Raw genomic sequence first — 14,599 nt, 5'->3', positions numbered from 1 at the left:
TTGCTTTAATTAAACACCATTCCAACGTTTAAACAATACGCTGGCATTGACGCCTCCAAAGCCGAAACCGTTGGAGATAGCATATTCAATGGGCATCGAGCGGGCCGTACCGTGAACGATGTCGACACCTTCGGCAAATGGGTCAATCTGCTCCAGATTTCGGGTTGCAGGTGCAATCTGATCGCGAATGGCCAGCGCAGTAAAAATGGCCTCGATACCGCCTGCTGCGCCTAGCAAATGTCCGATTGCCGATTTGGTCGAGGTGACAGCAGGGTGATTTTCTGTACCAAATACGGCTTTGATGGCAGCCAATTCGCCTTTATCCCCGACCGGTGTTGAAGTGGCATGAGCGTTCAGATGTTGAATTTGCGATGGTTGAATGCCGGCCTGGCGGATTGCGGCCGTCATGGCCCGTCGTGCACCATCACCATCCTCTGGCCCGGCAGTCAGGTGATAGGCATCAGCACTAGTACCGTAACCCACCAATTCCACAATCGGGGTAGCGCCACGTGCCAGAGCATGTTCCAACGATTCAATGACCAGAATCCCGGCGCCTTCTCCCATGACAAAACCATCACGATTGAGGTCAAATGGGCGAGATGCCTGCTCTGGCGTATCGTTGAACGAAGTTGATAATGCACGGGCAGCGGCAAATCCGCCTAAACTGACACGATCAATCGTTGCTTCTGTACCACCGCACACGGCAATCTCAGCTTCCCCGTTACGGATCATGCGTGCAGCATCGCCAATAGCCTGAACACCTGCTGCGCAAGCGGTAACTGGTGCACCTAATGGGCCTTTAAATCCAAAATTAATGGACACATGGCCCGCGGCCATATTGACCAGAAACGAAGGGATCGTAAACGGTGATAAACGACGTGGCCCTTTGGTATCGGTAATGCGAACCGCTTCAGCAATAGCAGGAAAACCACCAATACCGGAAGCAATAATGGTGGCTGTACGCTCTTGTTCTTCAGGTGTTTTGGCTATCCAACCGGCTTGTGTTAGCGCTTCTTTTGCTGCGGCGATCGCAAACATAATAAAGCGATCCATTTTTTTCTGCTCTTTCACTGGGATCACGTCATCCGGGTTGAATCCGGCAAGCGGGTCTTCTTCCCGGGAAGGAACAACGCCACCCACTTTAGCGGGCAGGTCTGCGGTGACGGATTCCGCCAGACGGCGTAATCCAGATTGTCCGGCCAGTAAGCGTTGCCAAACTGTTTCGATACCACAACCGAGAGGTGTTACGGCTCCCATGCCGGTGACGACAATCCGACGTAATGTCATGATAAATTTTCCTCGTGGTAATGCACTTCAGTAATAGTGAGATGACTATGGTGCTGACGCTGATGATGTTCAAGACGCTGGCGCATACCATCTGATGCGGCAGGGCCAGGAACGAGTTTGTGTGTTAGCGCTGAAATTTCATGGCCCGTTACTTTATCGATGACAACAGGCTCGGCAATATGGCCTGTTTCTAAGTCAGCCAACTGAATGCTGGGACCTTCCGGCGCAAAGTGTTTATTTCCCCAAGTTAGTAATGTTGTCAGTACAGGGCTTAAATCGTATCCCCGAGAAGTGAGTATATATTCATATCGGGGCGGGCGTTCAGAATAGAGACGTTTTTCCAATAAGCCTCCATCCACTAAAGTCATTAAACGCCGTGTCAGCATGTTGGGGGCAATATCCAGGCTTTTCTGAAATTCATCAAATCGTGTTAAGCCGTGAAAGGCATCCCGAATGATCAATAAACTCCACCATTCACCAACTGATTCCAGACTACGAGCAATAGGGCATTGTGTAGCACTGAGATTTTTTCGACGCATAATGACTTCTTAAATCAGTAACTAGCATAATGATAGTTACTATATCCGAGAGAGCCTTATAATACAAGGCGCTAAGAACACTGCCCGTCAGTAAAAGTTTCTATGTGCCTGATAACTCATTATTTGCATCAATTGTGACAGGCCTATATGACATTTTTATGTGTTGACCTTATTAACGGATGAACACTAGATTTTCAGTATTGGTAGTATTAATAGATCTATTTTTTGATGATTAAGCGAGTCTTACATTTTTCCCAGAAGGTTAAGGCTTATTTCAGTTTTAGTTTGCGATTCAGTCATTTTGATAGCCAATTTTTTATTCCACGGCGTTTAGAAAGGATATAAATATTAGCTATTATGTGTCTGAGCGTATTCGGTGTAACGACAGCCTTGTTTCAGCATAAAAACAATAGTACCGAATGATATTCATGAAAAAACAGGTGAGATACTTAATGGTTAAATTGGGTTTTGTGACTTTTTATATAAAATCTTTTAATTAAGTTTAAAATTAGATGGCAGATATATTGTGAAATAATTTTAATATGCTAAATTATATTTGAAAGTAATCTCCCGGTTAACATTCTTCGTTTTGTAAGGCAAAAATCATGTCAGACTTTTTAAGAACTTTTTTAAATGCACGTAGTTTGCGTGCGGTAACTCGTGAATTAACCCTCGAACAGTTGAACGAAGGTTTCGAAAAGTTAAAGGTTATTGTTGAAGAACGTCGTGAGTCTGAAGAAGTATCAAGAAAGCAGCAAGAAGAACGTTTGCGCAAAATTGCCGAATATAAAGAAAAGCTTCGTGCAGATGGAATTGACCTGAACGATTTAATTCAGGGCGAAGTTGCTTCAGAAGGCAAAGCAAAACGCGAACCACGCCCTGCTAAATATGAATATATTGATACTGATGGCGAACGCAGAACATGGACAGGCCAAGGCCGTCAGCCTGTGCCTATTCGTGAAGGCATTGCAGCAGGTCAATCACTGGATGATTTCCTGATCAAATAAGATATTTTTCGCGCATATCACAACCGGATATGCGCGTTATTTTTTATAATTCAATTCCACTTGGCACAGGGACAATTAACTCTGTAGCATCTATATCGATATCAGCCTGGCGCATCAAATCTAAGATCTTTTCGCGTATATGAGACTGATAGTTAAAAAAATACATGATGATATTGAAAAACTTACCATTGACGATGGCGCCTCGTTTGCTTTTATAGCAAAGAAGATAGTCCAGATCTATTCGCGAAATTGAATGTACGAGTTCACAAATGAGTGAATCTAACATCTCTCTGTGGTGATGTAATGTAGCCAGATCATCAGAAACAATTTGATTGAGATCTTCAGGAATAGAGCTGGATACAATAGGAGCAAGAGCTGAGTAATTTGCAGGGTGTAGAGTAAATCGTTTCAACCATAATGTATCGACAATAATGAGATGATTTAACATGGCTACAATAGAATCAATAGGGGCTCCGTTATCACGGGAAACACCAAAAGGGAACTCGCAAAGCAAGACATTATAAATTTTGCCATTCATCCATTCGTTATAAGTTGCTCTGAGGCAGATATGATTCAATCGGTCCAATATGAATCCTTTATCTATTGCCAGATGAGTGCGATAACATTATTTTTTGTCTTATCCACGTCAAATCTATTCCTTAGATTCTTGTTATTATCATCAACAGAAACAGCTTATCGTATGAACCAAGTATATTCTCCGAATGTAACATTCGCGTTGTCGCATATCACGCAAATTATTTATTGAATAGGAATAAGCATATAGCAATGATTTTAAAGGATTCAATGGCTACTCTTCTTCGGAAGAGCTGCATTTCGACAGGCGGTCCCGTCATAGCTTGGAGGCTTATATGAATCTTACTCTTCAACTGCTCATCGATGTTTAGTCAGCGAAGTAAGCAACCAAGTCTCATTTGGGGATTTATTTTGCAAGGGTTACAAAAGAATACATAGAAATTGCCGAATTGTTATACATGCAAACTAAATATCGGTTACATTTTTGTAATACTTAGTATTTTAAATTTCATATGGACATTCTTCATCTCGATATCAAGAGCATGATGCTGATGTGTGTGTTTATCGGCGTATTAATCACTGGCGGGTTGGCTGCACTGCTTCGGGATCGGTATGTCTGCCCCGGCATGCACCACTGGGTCAGTGGTTTTTGCATTTTGACGATGGGTGTTTTCTTCGCGGTTGGTCGGGCGTTTTATCCGCTATGGGTTAGTCTGTTATTCGGTAATTTATTCAGTTTTTTGGGCGCAAATTTATTATGGCTGGGGTTACTGAAATATAATCAGCGAATTAAAACGCGCCATTATGGCGTTATTGGCATTTCGGTCCTGACCGTCGTCGTGCTCTTATTCATGCTTAAAATGGGGATAACGGAAATAAAACGAGCAGAGTTGGTCTCTGTAGTTTTTAACCTGCAAGGTATTTTGTGTGCAAGGGAAGCATTCCGGGATAGGGCAAAGTATGAATCTGGGCGGCTGATGTTTGGTCTGACCTGTATTCTGGTCATTATCGGGTCGTGCTTGCGCTTTCTGACCTATCGATATGACGAATCGTATTCACTGCTAACGACCAATATAAGCAATCTTTTGCTGATCTTTAATGCCATCATTGTTTTCCTGGGTTTAAGTTTCAGCATCATGTTGATTACTTCACAGTGGTTACAACAAAAGCTGGCTGTGTTTGCTGCCTATGATTCGCTGACGGGGATTTATAATCGCCATGGTTTGAATGAACAAACAACCGCATTATTTGATCCCAGAAAAAAAAGAATGTTCAGTCATTTTTGTGTGGCTATGATCGATATTGATTATTTCAAAAAAACGAATGATGACCATGGGCATCATGTCGGTGATTTGGTTCTCAAAGAGGTTGCGGCCAAATTGCGTGAAAATATCCGGCATAACGATATTCTTGCTCGGTATGGTGGCGAAGAATTTATCGTTGTTTTACCTGCGATGAGTCAGCAAGATACATTGAATTGGGCCGAACGAGTATGTAAGGAAATTGCTCAACAGCCTATTTATGTTAATGGCCTCATGATCTCTGTCACTATCAGTGTTGGTTTGGCTGAAATATTGTCCACAGCCAAATACTCATTGGACGACGCTATTAAAAAAGCGGATACAGCCTTATATCAGGCGAAAGAAAGTGGACGAAATAGAGTCTGCTGCTTTTCTTAAGACATTGAATCACTGCTAAAGCTGTCAGTCAGGCAAGCCCATTAATTATTGCAATAACCGATATAATTTGAATTCCATAAATTCAAATATACGGGAGAGCATAATTATGCCGGCGATTGCCAGAGTAGGTGATTTACATGCCTGTCCGCAGCGAGGACATGAAGTGAATGCAGTTGTCAGCGGATCGTCAGATGTCATCATTAATGGCATGCCCGCGGCGACAGTGGGTTCGTCAACCGGGTGTGGTGGCTCCATCGTGACGGGAAGCAGTACAGTCACAATCAACGGTAAACCAGTGGCGGTATTAGGTTCCGTGACTAATCATGGTGGTGTCATTGTTTCCGCTGCCAGTAATGTATTAATTGGTTAAAAAATACAGATAAGCTTCATCATGGAGCTTATCTTTCCTGTTCTCTCAACTTCTCGTTTCCGCGCATTATCTGTTCTTCTTTTTCTTCCTTTGCTTCATTTATGTAACGACTTCAGCGGTGTGGTTGTTTGGGTGGATGACTGTTTATTTTTCTCTACACAAACAGGAAAAATTCTTCACACATAACTTGCATTTAAAATGAACATTAAACTAAGATACAAACACTGCATATGAGATGCACATTATGTTGAGGACGAAATCATGACTTTGCACGTTAAGAACAATATCTACTGGGTTGGCAAACAAGATTGGGAACTGCGCGAATTTCATGGCAGCGAATATTCCACGCATAAAGGCTCCAGCTATAACAGCTATCTGATCAAAGAAGAGAAGGTGGCGTTGATTGATACGGTGTGGAGCCCATATGCCGATGAGTTTGTGACGAATCTGGCGAATGAAATTCCGTTGGAGAAAATCGACTTCATCATTGCCAACCATGCAGAAATTGATCATAGCGGTGCATTGCCTGCGTTACTGGCGAAGATCCCAAATACCCCGATTTACTGCACCGCCAATGGTGTGAAATCGTTGAAAGGGCATTTTCACCAAGACTGGAATTTCCAGGTTGTTAAAACCGGTGATTCTCTTGATCTGGGGAATGGTAAAAAGCTGGTGTTTGTCGAAGCGCCGATGCTGCACTGGCCGGACAGCATGATGACCTATATGACCGACGATGCGGTGTTATTCAGTAATGACGCGTTCGGTCAGCACTATGCCAGTGATCAACTGTATAACGATCTGGTCGATCAGAATGAACTGCATAATGAATGCATCAAGTATTACGCGAATATCCTGACCCCGTTCAGCAAACTGGTGACGCAGAAAATTCATGAAGTGCTGTCATTCAATCTGCCACTGGACATGATCTGTACTTCTCACGGCATTATCTGGCGTGATAATCCGGCGCAGATCGTTGAGCAATATCTGAAATGGGCTGATTCCTATCAGGAAAATCAGATCACGCTGGTCTATGACACCATGTGGGAAAGTACCCGCAAAATGTCGGAAGCGATTGCCTTTGGTATTCGTAAAGCCGATCCGAGCGTGACAATTAAACAATTCAATCTGGCGAATTCCGACAAGAATGATGTGTTAACGCAGATCTTTAAATCGAAAGCGATTTTGATCGGCTCACCAACCATCAATAACGTGATGTTACCGCAAGTCGCTGCGTTGCTGGAAGAGATCCAAGGTTTACGTTTCACCGGCAAAACTGCTGCTGCATTTGGTAGCCATGGCTGGAATGGTGGTGCGGTGAATCGTATTACGCAGCGTTTGAAAGAGTGTGGTTTTAATACACTGGAAGGCACCAAAGTTGAGTGGCGTCCAACACAAGAAGCGCTGCAAGAATGCGAAGCCTACGGTAAAAATCTGGTGGCGCAATTAGGTGGCATATCTGCTTGTGAAGCGAAACAAACGGTGACGACTGAATTGCCATCTATGGTTTGTCGTACTTGCTCATGGGTTTATGACCCGGCGGAAGGCGAAGTGAATCAGGGCGTTGAACCGGGAACGGCGTGGGAAGATGTGCCGGAAAGTTTCCTCTGTCCGGTCTGTTTTATGGGTAAAGATGATTTTGACCCGAAAACTGAATCTGTCGCCAAAGCAGCGTAAAAGGAGGCCATCATGGCAGCACATCATCCGGTCGTGATCGTCGGCAGTGGTTATGCCGGTCTGCAACTGGCGCGACAATTTCGCCGTCAAGCGCCCGCCACGCCACTGGTTATTGTCTGCGCCGATGACGGTGCGGACTACCCAAAACCGCAATTGAGCCATGCAGTCAGTAAACGTCAGTCAGCAACCGATCTGATCCGAAAATCGGCGAAAGAAGTTGCGTTGGAATTAAAGGCATTATTGATAACCGGGCAACAAGTGAAAGCGATTGACCCTGAACGACAAGTGATTCAACTGGCGGAGCGGGAATTACCTTATCGCGATCTGGTGTTGGCTGTGGGGGCTGAGGCATGGGTTCCGCCCATCGGTGGCGATGCGATAGATGAGATCATCACGCTGAACAGTTTGCAGCATTATCAGCAATATCAGAATCAATTGGCGAACAGCCAACGGGTATTGATCGTCGGCAGTGGTCTGATTGGCAGTGAGCTGGCGAATGATTTTCTGCTGGCTGGAAAACAGGTAACTTTGTGTGATCCGACTGACCGACTGTTGTGTTCGTTAACGCCCGAATTTGTCAGTGAGCGGTTACATAACGTGCTGGCTCAGGCTGGCTGTGAGTTTGCTTTCAATACAACCCTCGCATCATTAAATCAGCAAAGTGATGGTTTGCTGGCAACATTTAGTGATGGTTCATCAATTGTAATTGATAGTGTGGTGTGTGCTGCCGGGTTGCGTCCGCGGATCGCGTTGGCGCAAGCTGCCGGGCTGAATGTAAACCGGGGGATCGTGGTCGATAAGCAACTGATAACCAGCGCGGCGCACATTTATGCGCTGGGTGATTGTGCCGAAATTGACGGGCAGTTATTACCTTATTTACAACCGATCACCGTGAGTGCGCAGGCGTTAGCGAAAACATTGGCTGGCGAACAGACGCAGGTGCAGTGGCCGGTGATGCCGGTCAATGTGAAAACCAGCAGTTATCCGGTACAGCTGGCTGGTGAAGTACGCAGCGATGATTTGATTTGGCAGTTAGATGAAGACGACAGCGGTCTGACTGGGCAGGCATTCCGACAAGATGCCTTAGTTGGTTTTGTCACCAGCGGGCAACATATCACGCGTAGTATGGCGTTGATAAAGCAGTTGTCTGAAAATTAGCCTAAGCTATGAGGTATGTTCTCGATTCAGTTGCATTTTAGTTCTGATGCTTTTTATTTCCGTTAGGGTAAGGGGCGTATATGACTAACTGGGTAAACGGAAGAGTACATGAGGTCATTCGCTGGAATGACCGGCTCTGTTCGATCAAGGTAAAAGCCGATTTAGCCCCGTATGTCGCGGGGCAATTTGGTAAGTTGTCACTGATCATTGATGGCGAACGGGTAGGCCGCGCCTATTCGTTTGTAAACCCACCGCAAGCGGAATATCACGAGTTTTATCTGATCAAAATTCCGGAAGGCCGGCTATCACCACATCTCTTTAATTTACAACCGGGCGACGAATTACAAATTTCGCATGAAGCCAGCGGGTTTATGACGTTAGCCGAAGTGCCAGAAGGGCGTGATCTCTGGATGATGGCAACTGGCACAGCGATCGGGCCATTTCTGGCCATTCTTTCTGAACAACAGGTGTTTCAGCGTTTTCAGAATGTCGTGTTGGTGCATGGTGTTCGTGAGCGGGAAGATCTGACCTATCAATCTCTAATACAATCGTTTAAGACACAATGGTCACCACGCTTTCGCTATATTCCGATTGTGAGCCGGGAAGAGTGCCTGGATATTCTGCAAGGGCGCATTCCGGCGTTACTGGATAATGGCTTGCTGGAAGCATCGGCGGGTTTGGTGATTTCACCAACGTGTACGCAAACCATGTTGTGCGGTAATCCGGCGATGGTAAAAGATACCTTTCATGCCTTAGAGCAAAAAGGGCTGAAAAAGAATCTCCGGCGGGAACCGGGGCACATCACCATGGAAAATTACTGGTAAGCCATCAAGCCGTTTTTTGCGTGGGAACGGGAATGGCATCAACGTCGATCTGCAATATCGCAATGATCTGATCGGCGTTGTTCACCAGATCGGACAACGTAAAATCATCCATCGCCGTCAGAAAAGCTTCCATTCCCACTTTTAAGGCTCGCGTCAGACGACAAACAGGCACTAATTTGCAGCCGGGTGAGCCGCAATCCACGCCATCTAGATTATTTTCTAAATCCCGGATCACCTGACCGATGCGAATATCACGCGGTAATCGTGCCAGCGTAATACCGCCGTTTTTCCCTCGTATCGAATGGAGATAACCTAGACTGACCAACTGCACCACGACCTTCACCATATGGTTACGCGAGATGTCATAGTAGTTGCTGATTTCAACCACGCTACTCCGTGCACCGGGTGGCAGGCAGGCCATAAACATCAGGGTGCGTAAACCATAATCTGTATACGTGGTTAATTTCATTTCATTAGCTCATCAGAATTTACCCTGAAAATATATCACAACCCCGTTCACTGGAGCGCTGTATCAGTTAAAAATAGATATTTCCAATGCATATTTAATGTGCGAATGGCATCAGACTCTGTTATTGCAGCGTGTCTACAGCCAGCACTGAGGAAAGTCTTGTTGAGTCATAAGTCTGATGGTCATTGGTGTTTTCCGGTTTTAGTAGGTAAAAATCAGATTGAACGTAATGGAATAAGTTTGTCGAAACAAGGAGTTCTCTTCAATTTTGCATGAAATCACATCAACAGAGATCCACAGCCCCTAAGCAAGTTATCTTCTCTTTATTACCCGCTAACCTCTTACGGCTGGTTTTATATCGTGATATACAATTTACCCAGTCAGGTAGCGATTAATTACCCAGGTCATAAGGAATAACCATGAAATTAGCCATCATCAGTGGCGGGTCTAAGGGGCTAGGTCATGCGATAGCCGAAAAGCTTATTGTGGATGGTTATCAGGTAGTGGAGTTTTCACGGAGTGCGCCGCATGCATACTCCGTCAAACTGGATTTCTCCGCGCCTGATCTTATGTTGCCGGCATTGTCGGCAAATTTGGAAACGTTGGCAGCAAAACAATGGGATGAAATTGTCGTGGTCAGTAATGCTGCTTCATTGAGCCCGATTGGGCCAACATCGAAGAAAAATTCGATGGCGGTTTTGGCCAATATTAATATCAATTTCACCAGCGCTATTTTGTTCATGAGTGAAGTGATAAAACATTTCCAGTCACAGCCATGTCGGAAAGTATTAGCCAGTATTTCATCTGGGGCGGCTTTAAAGGCCTATTCCGGCTGGTCACTGTATTGTTCTGCCAAAGCGGGGTTGGAAAGTTATGTGCGTACAGTGGCCGTAGAGCAGGAGAGTGAGACATCGCCGTTTGTGATGCTGAATATTGACCCCGGCGTGATGGATACCGACATGCAGTCGTTGATCCGCAGCTCGCATAAAGATGATTTCCCCGCAGTGGATTATTTCATTCATCGGAAGGAATCGGGTGAGTTAAGAACGCCAGACCAGGTTGCGATTGGTGTAGTAAAAATATTACATTCTGATGCAACGAGCGGCACGCGGATTGCCGTATTTAGCTGAGTTAGTGAGCCATGCAGCAATCAAACAGCAAATATGTAATTTATCGGCATGTGATCACCGGGGCGTATCAGGTTTTCGAAACCAACAGTAAAAAAGAGGCGATCCGGTTTATCAAATCGATCCGTTATCACATCATCAAAAAACCGCCGTTAGATTCTGGCTATTATCTGGTCATAAAAAAACAAGTACGCATTCAAAATAATGAATTATTGAACTGGGTGAAAGAACAGAAACAGGCACAGACGTTTACGCCGGAAGAACAGAAAAAAATCGGAGCGCTCGCGTTCGGGCTGTTGTGTTTAGTGATTGTGGTGGGAATTGCGGTTATCCGATGATATCGGCGCTACGACCGATATCATCCGCATATGTTAACTGAAGATGCGGTTGTTAACTGAAGATGCGGTGTGCCCAAGTCGTTAACCCTGAGGCCACACTACCAAACAGATCCCCGAAAATAATGCGTGCCTCGGGATATGCCGCACGAATATAGGCATCAACGATGGGTGAACGCGCAGTACCGCCAGTTACGTAGATAACATCGGGTGCAACCTGGGCTTGCTGCTCAACTTCCTTCATCAAACTGATGAATTTATGCAATTCATTACTGATCGCAGTCTGTAGTTGCTCGCGGTTAATGTCAGTGCGTAAACCTGCTTCGAGATAAGCCATATCAACGGAAGTCACTTCGGTGGATGATAAGGCAATTTTTGCCCCTTCTGCACTCTGGCTGATGTGGTAACTGAGCATGCTTTCATAAATATGCAGCAAACGATCGAGCACTGTATCGGGGCGAGCATCGCGTAACAGCTTGTGAATTTCACGGCCATTTACGGCAGAATAGAAGGTTGTTTGTGCATCGACATTATTGATACAAACCGCATTCCAGAACATGTTGGCTGGTGTTGGTAAGCCTGTTTTTAACAATTCATCTTTGCCAAACAGGGGGGCAAGCTGACGGAAGGAGAGTTTAATATCTAGGTCTAAACCACCGATCCGATCGCCGGAATAACCTAAGATCGATTCATTGCGGTCGGTCAACTCACGATAGGCTGGGCCAACTTTGATCATGGAGCAGTCAGTCGTACCACCTCCAATGTCGACGATCAGTGCGGTCAGGTTTTCATTCAGCGAACGCTCGTAATCCAATGCCGCGGCAATCGGTTCAAATTGAAATTCAATGTGTTTGAATCCGGCATCGGTGGCTGCCGAAGTCAGAACCTGAATGGCTTGCTGGTTACCAACTTCACCCTGAGTGCCATGAAATTTAACTGGTTTTCCGATAACAACCGAATCAATCGGGCTGACAGTCTGAGTTTCCCCCAGTCGTTTGATATTACTCATCATCAGATGAACAATTTTTTCATAGGTCAGCAGTTGCTGGGGTTTTAGCCGGGCGCCTAAAAACGATTTCGGTGATTTGACGAAAAAACCATCCTCTGGGGATTCCAGAAATTTTTCTATCGCACTATTACCGAAGATTTTTTCACCGTCACCACTGATGGCATGGGCCAGTGTCTGATCATGTGGCCGCAGCTGCATGAACTGTTGCGATTTACCGATATAAACCGTCGAGGAGATAAAACGGCTGCCGTTATCCAGTGTTAGCAGTTTAGGCTGGTTGTCTTCCCAGATACCTAATGCTGAGTTTGATGTTCCAAAGTCCAGGCCAGCGTACATAGCAGATCGTCCTCGTTTATCGCGGCCGGCGAAGTTACCATAACCGCTCTGCTATCTCCAGCCTCAGCGACTAATTAACCGCAGAGGATTTGCCGATCGTTTTACGTGCGATGATGCGAGCCAGAGCGGGCCCAAGGAAGATCACCAGAAACAGACGAACAGTCTGCAGTGCCATGACAAATTCAAGATCCACATGATGGCTGGAAGCAGCAATGACGGCGATGGAGTCCATACCACCTGGGCTGGTGGCGAGATAGGCCGTCAGGGGATCAAGATGAAATTGCCGGACTAATAACCAGGCTAATCCACCACAAAAGCCGACCAACAGCACAATAGAAAGAATGATCTGGGGCAAGGCCCGGAAGGCATGTTGTAAAACAGAACGCGTAAAGCCAAGACCAATGCGCCACCCCATTAACGCATAAGCCATGCTGAGTAACCATTCCGGTAAATCAATCGTGAGCAGATGAACGCTTTGCAGGGCCATTCCCAGCAGCATTGGCACCAGCATGGCACCGGAAGGGATGCGGGCAATACGGGCCAGAAAAATTCCGCCGAGAGCCAATTCCACAGTTTCTGCGGTATGTATCTGTAAAGGGGGAAACCAGATGATGGGCGGTGGTACGACAGATGTATCGACCCAGAGTCGCGCAATAATGGATGCCGCACTGGCGACGACAATGACACGCAGATATTGCATAAAAGCAACCAAACGGGCATCGGCGCCAAATTCCTCAGCCATCAGCACCATCGCTGCAGCCGCACCTGGAGATGAACCCCAAATTGCCGTGGTGCCGGGCAGCACTTTTAATTTACTGATCACCCAGCCCATGAAGCTGCTTGCGGCGATGGTCGATAGCACAATCAGCATGAACAATGGCCAATGTTTTGCGAAAGTGGGGAGCATGCCGGAGGAGATGGATTGGGCTACTAAACAGCCGATAATCGCCTGTGCGGTAACAAAAAAAGGACGCGGCACTTGTAACGTGCCTCCGCGTAAATTCCAGATAATACCGGCCAGCATCGGGCCAAGTAATAAGGCGCCGGGTAATTGAAGCCATTGCAGCGTCAACGCAATCATGGCCGACAGAATAATTAACGCAGACCACTGTATGACGTGTTTCAGTCGGTGTGTTTTGTCTGTTTGTTCAGACATGATGACTCCACTTGGCAAATTCACATATACCCAAAGTAATTGGAGTTGCAGCCAGGCGACACGAGAATGAATCCTCATAGCATAGATAGACTATGTGATTGGAGTGAGAGAGCGCAGTCAACGCAGATGCAACTTCAAGTACGAAGGGTATAAATCATACGCCAATGCTGTACTCATGCAGGGAGTTTTTATTTATTTAAATAAACAGCAGCCTGACAGACCTATCTTAAAACAACGCCTGTCAGGCTGAGTGTCGCTGATGGTAAGCTGTTTATTTTGCCTGCATTATTTTTAGCATTTCATGCGCAACCAGTTCTGACGAGGCTGGATTTTGACCGGTGATCAGGTGACCATCAATCTGGGCAAAAGGCATCCAATCCGGCCCTTTGTTGTATTGACCGCCATTGGCGATCAGCATCTCTTCAACAAGGAATGGCACTACATTTGTCAGTTGTACGGCGTCTTCTTCCGTATTGGTAAAGCCAGTGACTTTCTTGCCTTTGACCAGTGGTTCTCCGTTTTCTGCTTTGGTATGACGGAAGATTCCGGGGGCATGACAAACAGCACCTACCACTTTACCTGCCTGATGCATGCCTTCGATTAAAGCGATGGATCTTGGGTCTTCAGCCAGATCCCATAGCGGGCCGTGTCCGCCTGGATAGAACACTGCATCGTAGTTTTCAGCTTGAACATCACTGAGTTTGTGGGTGTTCGCGAGCAAGTCTTGACTTTCAGGATCGGCTTTGAAACGTTTGGTCGCTTCGGTCTGAAAATCCGGTTCATCACTTTTCGGATCAAGCGGTGGCAGGCCGCCTTTGGGGGAGGCTAATGTGATCGTGGCGCCCGCATCTTTAAATACATAATAAGGAGCTGCAAACTCTTCCAGCCAGAAACCTGTTTTGTGACTGGTATTCCCCAGTTGATCATGAGAGGTTAAAACAATCAGTACGTTCATTCGGTATTCCTTTTTACTTAAGTGCGTAAGTGGAAAATCTGTATCTTCGGTGGATATATAGTCTGTTCATATCCAGAGAATAACAAAAAACTAACATCAATTAGACCGGTCGTCTAGTGGTTTGTGTTTGATGTTTGCAA

Annotated in this window: 15 protein-coding genes; 8 read left to right on the top strand and 7 right to left on the bottom strand. The window is 45.8% G+C overall.

The window, feature by feature from the left end; all coding sequences use genetic code 11:
• Positions 1 to 9: 9 nt before the first annotated feature.
• Together fabF and H027_RS0101820 are read right to left on the bottom strand one after the other, a co-directional pair.
• Positions 10 to 1,287 (bottom strand): beta-ketoacyl-ACP synthase II, encoded by a 1,278-nt coding sequence (gene fabF / locus H027_RS0101825; protein WP_024870828.1) that lies wholly within the window; start codon positions 1,285 to 1,287, stop codon positions 10 to 12.
• On the bottom strand, positions 1,284 to 1,826 hold the full coding sequence (locus tag H027_RS0101820) for a winged helix-turn-helix transcriptional regulator (RefSeq protein ID WP_024870827.1): 543 nt from the start codon (positions 1,824 to 1,826) through the stop codon (positions 1,284 to 1,286). The genes fabF and H027_RS0101820 overlap by 4 nt, the downstream gene beginning before the upstream one ends.
• Positions 1,827 to 2,431: 605 nt before the next feature.
• On the opposite strand from H027_RS0101820, the gene H027_RS0101815 reads away from it, so the two are divergent.
• Positions 2,432 to 2,833 (top strand): H-NS family histone-like protein, encoded by a 402-nt coding sequence (locus H027_RS0101815; protein WP_024870826.1) that lies wholly within the window; start codon positions 2,432 to 2,434, stop codon positions 2,831 to 2,833.
• A 43-nt stretch (positions 2,834 to 2,876) separates the two neighbouring features.
• Here H027_RS0101815 and H027_RS0101810 read toward each other — a convergent pair whose 3' ends face one another.
• Entirely contained in the window at positions 2,877 to 3,419 is a 543-nt protein-coding gene (locus tag H027_RS0101810) for a DinB family protein (RefSeq protein WP_024870825.1), read from the bottom strand.
• Between the two features lie 460 nt (positions 3,420 to 3,879).
• Between H027_RS0101810 and H027_RS18220 the strand changes: the two genes are divergently transcribed.
• From H027_RS18220 to H027_RS0101785, 5 genes are all read left to right on the top strand, one after another.
• Complete coding sequence (locus H027_RS18220) at positions 3,880 to 5,046, top strand: GGDEF domain-containing protein (protein WP_081741342.1); 1,167 nt, start codon at positions 3,880 to 3,882, stop codon at positions 5,044 to 5,046.
• Positions 5,047 to 5,152: 106 nt separating this feature from the next.
• Positions 5,153 to 5,416, top strand: a complete 264-nt coding sequence (locus tag H027_RS0101800) for a PAAR domain-containing protein (RefSeq protein WP_024870823.1) — start codon at positions 5,153 to 5,155, stop codon at positions 5,414 to 5,416.
• A 261-nt stretch (positions 5,417 to 5,677) separates the two neighbouring features.
• Positions 5,678 to 7,090, top strand: a complete 1,413-nt coding sequence (gene norV, locus H027_RS0101795; RefSeq protein WP_024870822.1) for an anaerobic nitric oxide reductase flavorubredoxin — start codon at positions 5,678 to 5,680, stop codon at positions 7,088 to 7,090.
• A 12-nt stretch (positions 7,091 to 7,102) separates the two neighbouring features.
• Entirely contained in the window at positions 7,103 to 8,248 is a 1,146-nt protein-coding gene (gene norW / locus H027_RS0101790; RefSeq protein WP_024870821.1) for an NADH:flavorubredoxin reductase NorW, read from the top strand.
• Between the two features lie 80 nt (positions 8,249 to 8,328).
• A complete protein-coding gene (locus tag H027_RS0101785; protein WP_024870820.1) occupies positions 8,329 to 9,072 on the top strand; it encodes a ferredoxin--NADP reductase in 744 nt (247 codons plus the stop codon).
• A gap of 4 nt (positions 9,073 to 9,076) precedes the next feature.
• On the opposite strand, the gene H027_RS0101780 is transcribed toward H027_RS0101785, so the two are convergent.
• The gene (locus H027_RS0101780; protein WP_024870819.1) at positions 9,077 to 9,541 is read right to left on the bottom strand and encodes an Rrf2 family transcriptional regulator; all 465 of its coding nucleotides are present in this window, start codon (positions 9,539 to 9,541) and stop codon (positions 9,077 to 9,079) included.
• Positions 9,542 to 9,960: 419 nt separating this feature from the next.
• On the opposite strand from H027_RS0101780, the gene H027_RS0101775 reads away from it, so the two are divergent.
• Together H027_RS0101775 and H027_RS0101770 are read left to right on the top strand one after the other, a co-directional pair.
• Positions 9,961 to 10,671, top strand: coding sequence for an SDR family NAD(P)-dependent oxidoreductase (locus tag H027_RS0101775; RefSeq protein WP_024870818.1), 711 nt, complete (start codon positions 9,961 to 9,963; stop codon positions 10,669 to 10,671).
• Between the two features lie 11 nt (positions 10,672 to 10,682).
• The gene (locus H027_RS0101770; RefSeq protein ID WP_024870817.1) at positions 10,683 to 11,006 is read left to right on the top strand and encodes a hypothetical protein; all 324 of its coding nucleotides are present in this window, start codon (positions 10,683 to 10,685) and stop codon (positions 11,004 to 11,006) included.
• A 52-nt stretch (positions 11,007 to 11,058) separates the two neighbouring features.
• On the opposite strand, the gene yegD is transcribed toward H027_RS0101770, so the two are convergent.
• The 3 genes from yegD to H027_RS0101755 all read right to left on the bottom strand — a co-directional run bounded on the left by yegD (position 11,059) and on the right by H027_RS0101755 (position 14,459).
• Positions 11,059 to 12,348, bottom strand: a complete 1,290-nt coding sequence (gene yegD, locus H027_RS0101765) for a molecular chaperone (RefSeq protein WP_024870816.1) — start codon at positions 12,346 to 12,348, stop codon at positions 11,059 to 11,061.
• Positions 12,349 to 12,418: 70 nt separating this feature from the next.
• Positions 12,419 to 13,504: an AbrB family transcriptional regulator gene (locus H027_RS0101760; protein WP_024870815.1), complete on the bottom strand. Its 1,086-nt coding sequence runs from the start codon at positions 13,502 to 13,504 to the stop codon at positions 12,419 to 12,421.
• 271 nt (positions 13,505 to 13,775) lie between these two features.
• Positions 13,776 to 14,459 carry a type 1 glutamine amidotransferase domain-containing protein gene (locus H027_RS0101755; RefSeq protein ID WP_024870814.1) on the bottom strand — a complete coding sequence of 228 codons (684 nt, stop codon included), beginning with the start codon at positions 14,457 to 14,459 and terminating at the stop codon, positions 13,776 to 13,778.
• Between the last annotated feature and the right edge of the window lie 140 nt (positions 14,460 to 14,599).

The organism is Tolumonas lignilytica, from assembly GCF_000527035.1.
Classification (GTDB): domain Bacteria; phylum Pseudomonadota; class Gammaproteobacteria; order Enterobacterales; family Aeromonadaceae; genus Tolumonas; species Tolumonas lignilytica.
The sequence above is the reverse complement of the archived record's forward strand: the minus strand, read 5'-3'. Positions and strand labels throughout refer to the sequence as shown.

Bases quoted from the DNA above. Each gene is read 5' to 3' on its own strand.
- H027_RS0101770 (WP_024870817.1), top strand. From the start codon at position 10,683: ATGCAGCAATCAAACAGCAAATATGTAATTTATCGGCATGTGATCACC.
- fabF (WP_024870828.1), bottom strand. From the start codon at position 1,287: ATGACATTACGTCGGATTGTCGTCACCGGCATGGGAGCCGTAACACCT.
- H027_RS0101760 (WP_024870815.1), bottom strand. From the start codon at position 13,504: ATGTCTGAACAAACAGACAAAACACACCGACTGAAACACGTCATACAG.
- H027_RS0101800 (WP_024870823.1), top strand. From the start codon at position 5,153: ATGCCGGCGATTGCCAGAGTAGGTGATTTACATGCCTGTCCGCAGCGA.
- H027_RS0101755 (WP_024870814.1), bottom strand. From the start codon at position 14,459: ATGAACGTACTGATTGTTTTAACCTCTCATGATCAACTGGGGAATACC.
- H027_RS18220 (WP_081741342.1), top strand. From the start codon at position 3,880: ATGGACATTCTTCATCTCGATATCAAGAGCATGATGCTGATGTGTGTG.
- yegD (WP_024870816.1), bottom strand. From the start codon at position 12,348: ATGTACGCTGGCCTGGACTTTGGAACATCAAACTCAGCATTAGGTATC.
- H027_RS0101775 (WP_024870818.1), top strand. From the start codon at position 9,961: ATGAAATTAGCCATCATCAGTGGCGGGTCTAAGGGGCTAGGTCATGCG.
- H027_RS0101785 (WP_024870820.1), top strand. From the start codon at position 8,329: ATGACTAACTGGGTAAACGGAAGAGTACATGAGGTCATTCGCTGGAAT.
- H027_RS0101820 (WP_024870827.1), bottom strand. From the start codon at position 1,826: ATGCGTCGAAAAAATCTCAGTGCTACACAATGCCCTATTGCTCGTAGT.
- H027_RS0101780 (WP_024870819.1), bottom strand. From the start codon at position 9,541: ATGAAATTAACCACGTATACAGATTATGGTTTACGCACCCTGATGTTT.
- norV (WP_024870822.1), top strand. From the start codon at position 5,678: ATGACTTTGCACGTTAAGAACAATATCTACTGGGTTGGCAAACAAGAT.
- norW (WP_024870821.1), top strand. From the start codon at position 7,103: ATGGCAGCACATCATCCGGTCGTGATCGTCGGCAGTGGTTATGCCGGT.
- H027_RS0101815 (WP_024870826.1), top strand. From the start codon at position 2,432: ATGTCAGACTTTTTAAGAACTTTTTTAAATGCACGTAGTTTGCGTGCG.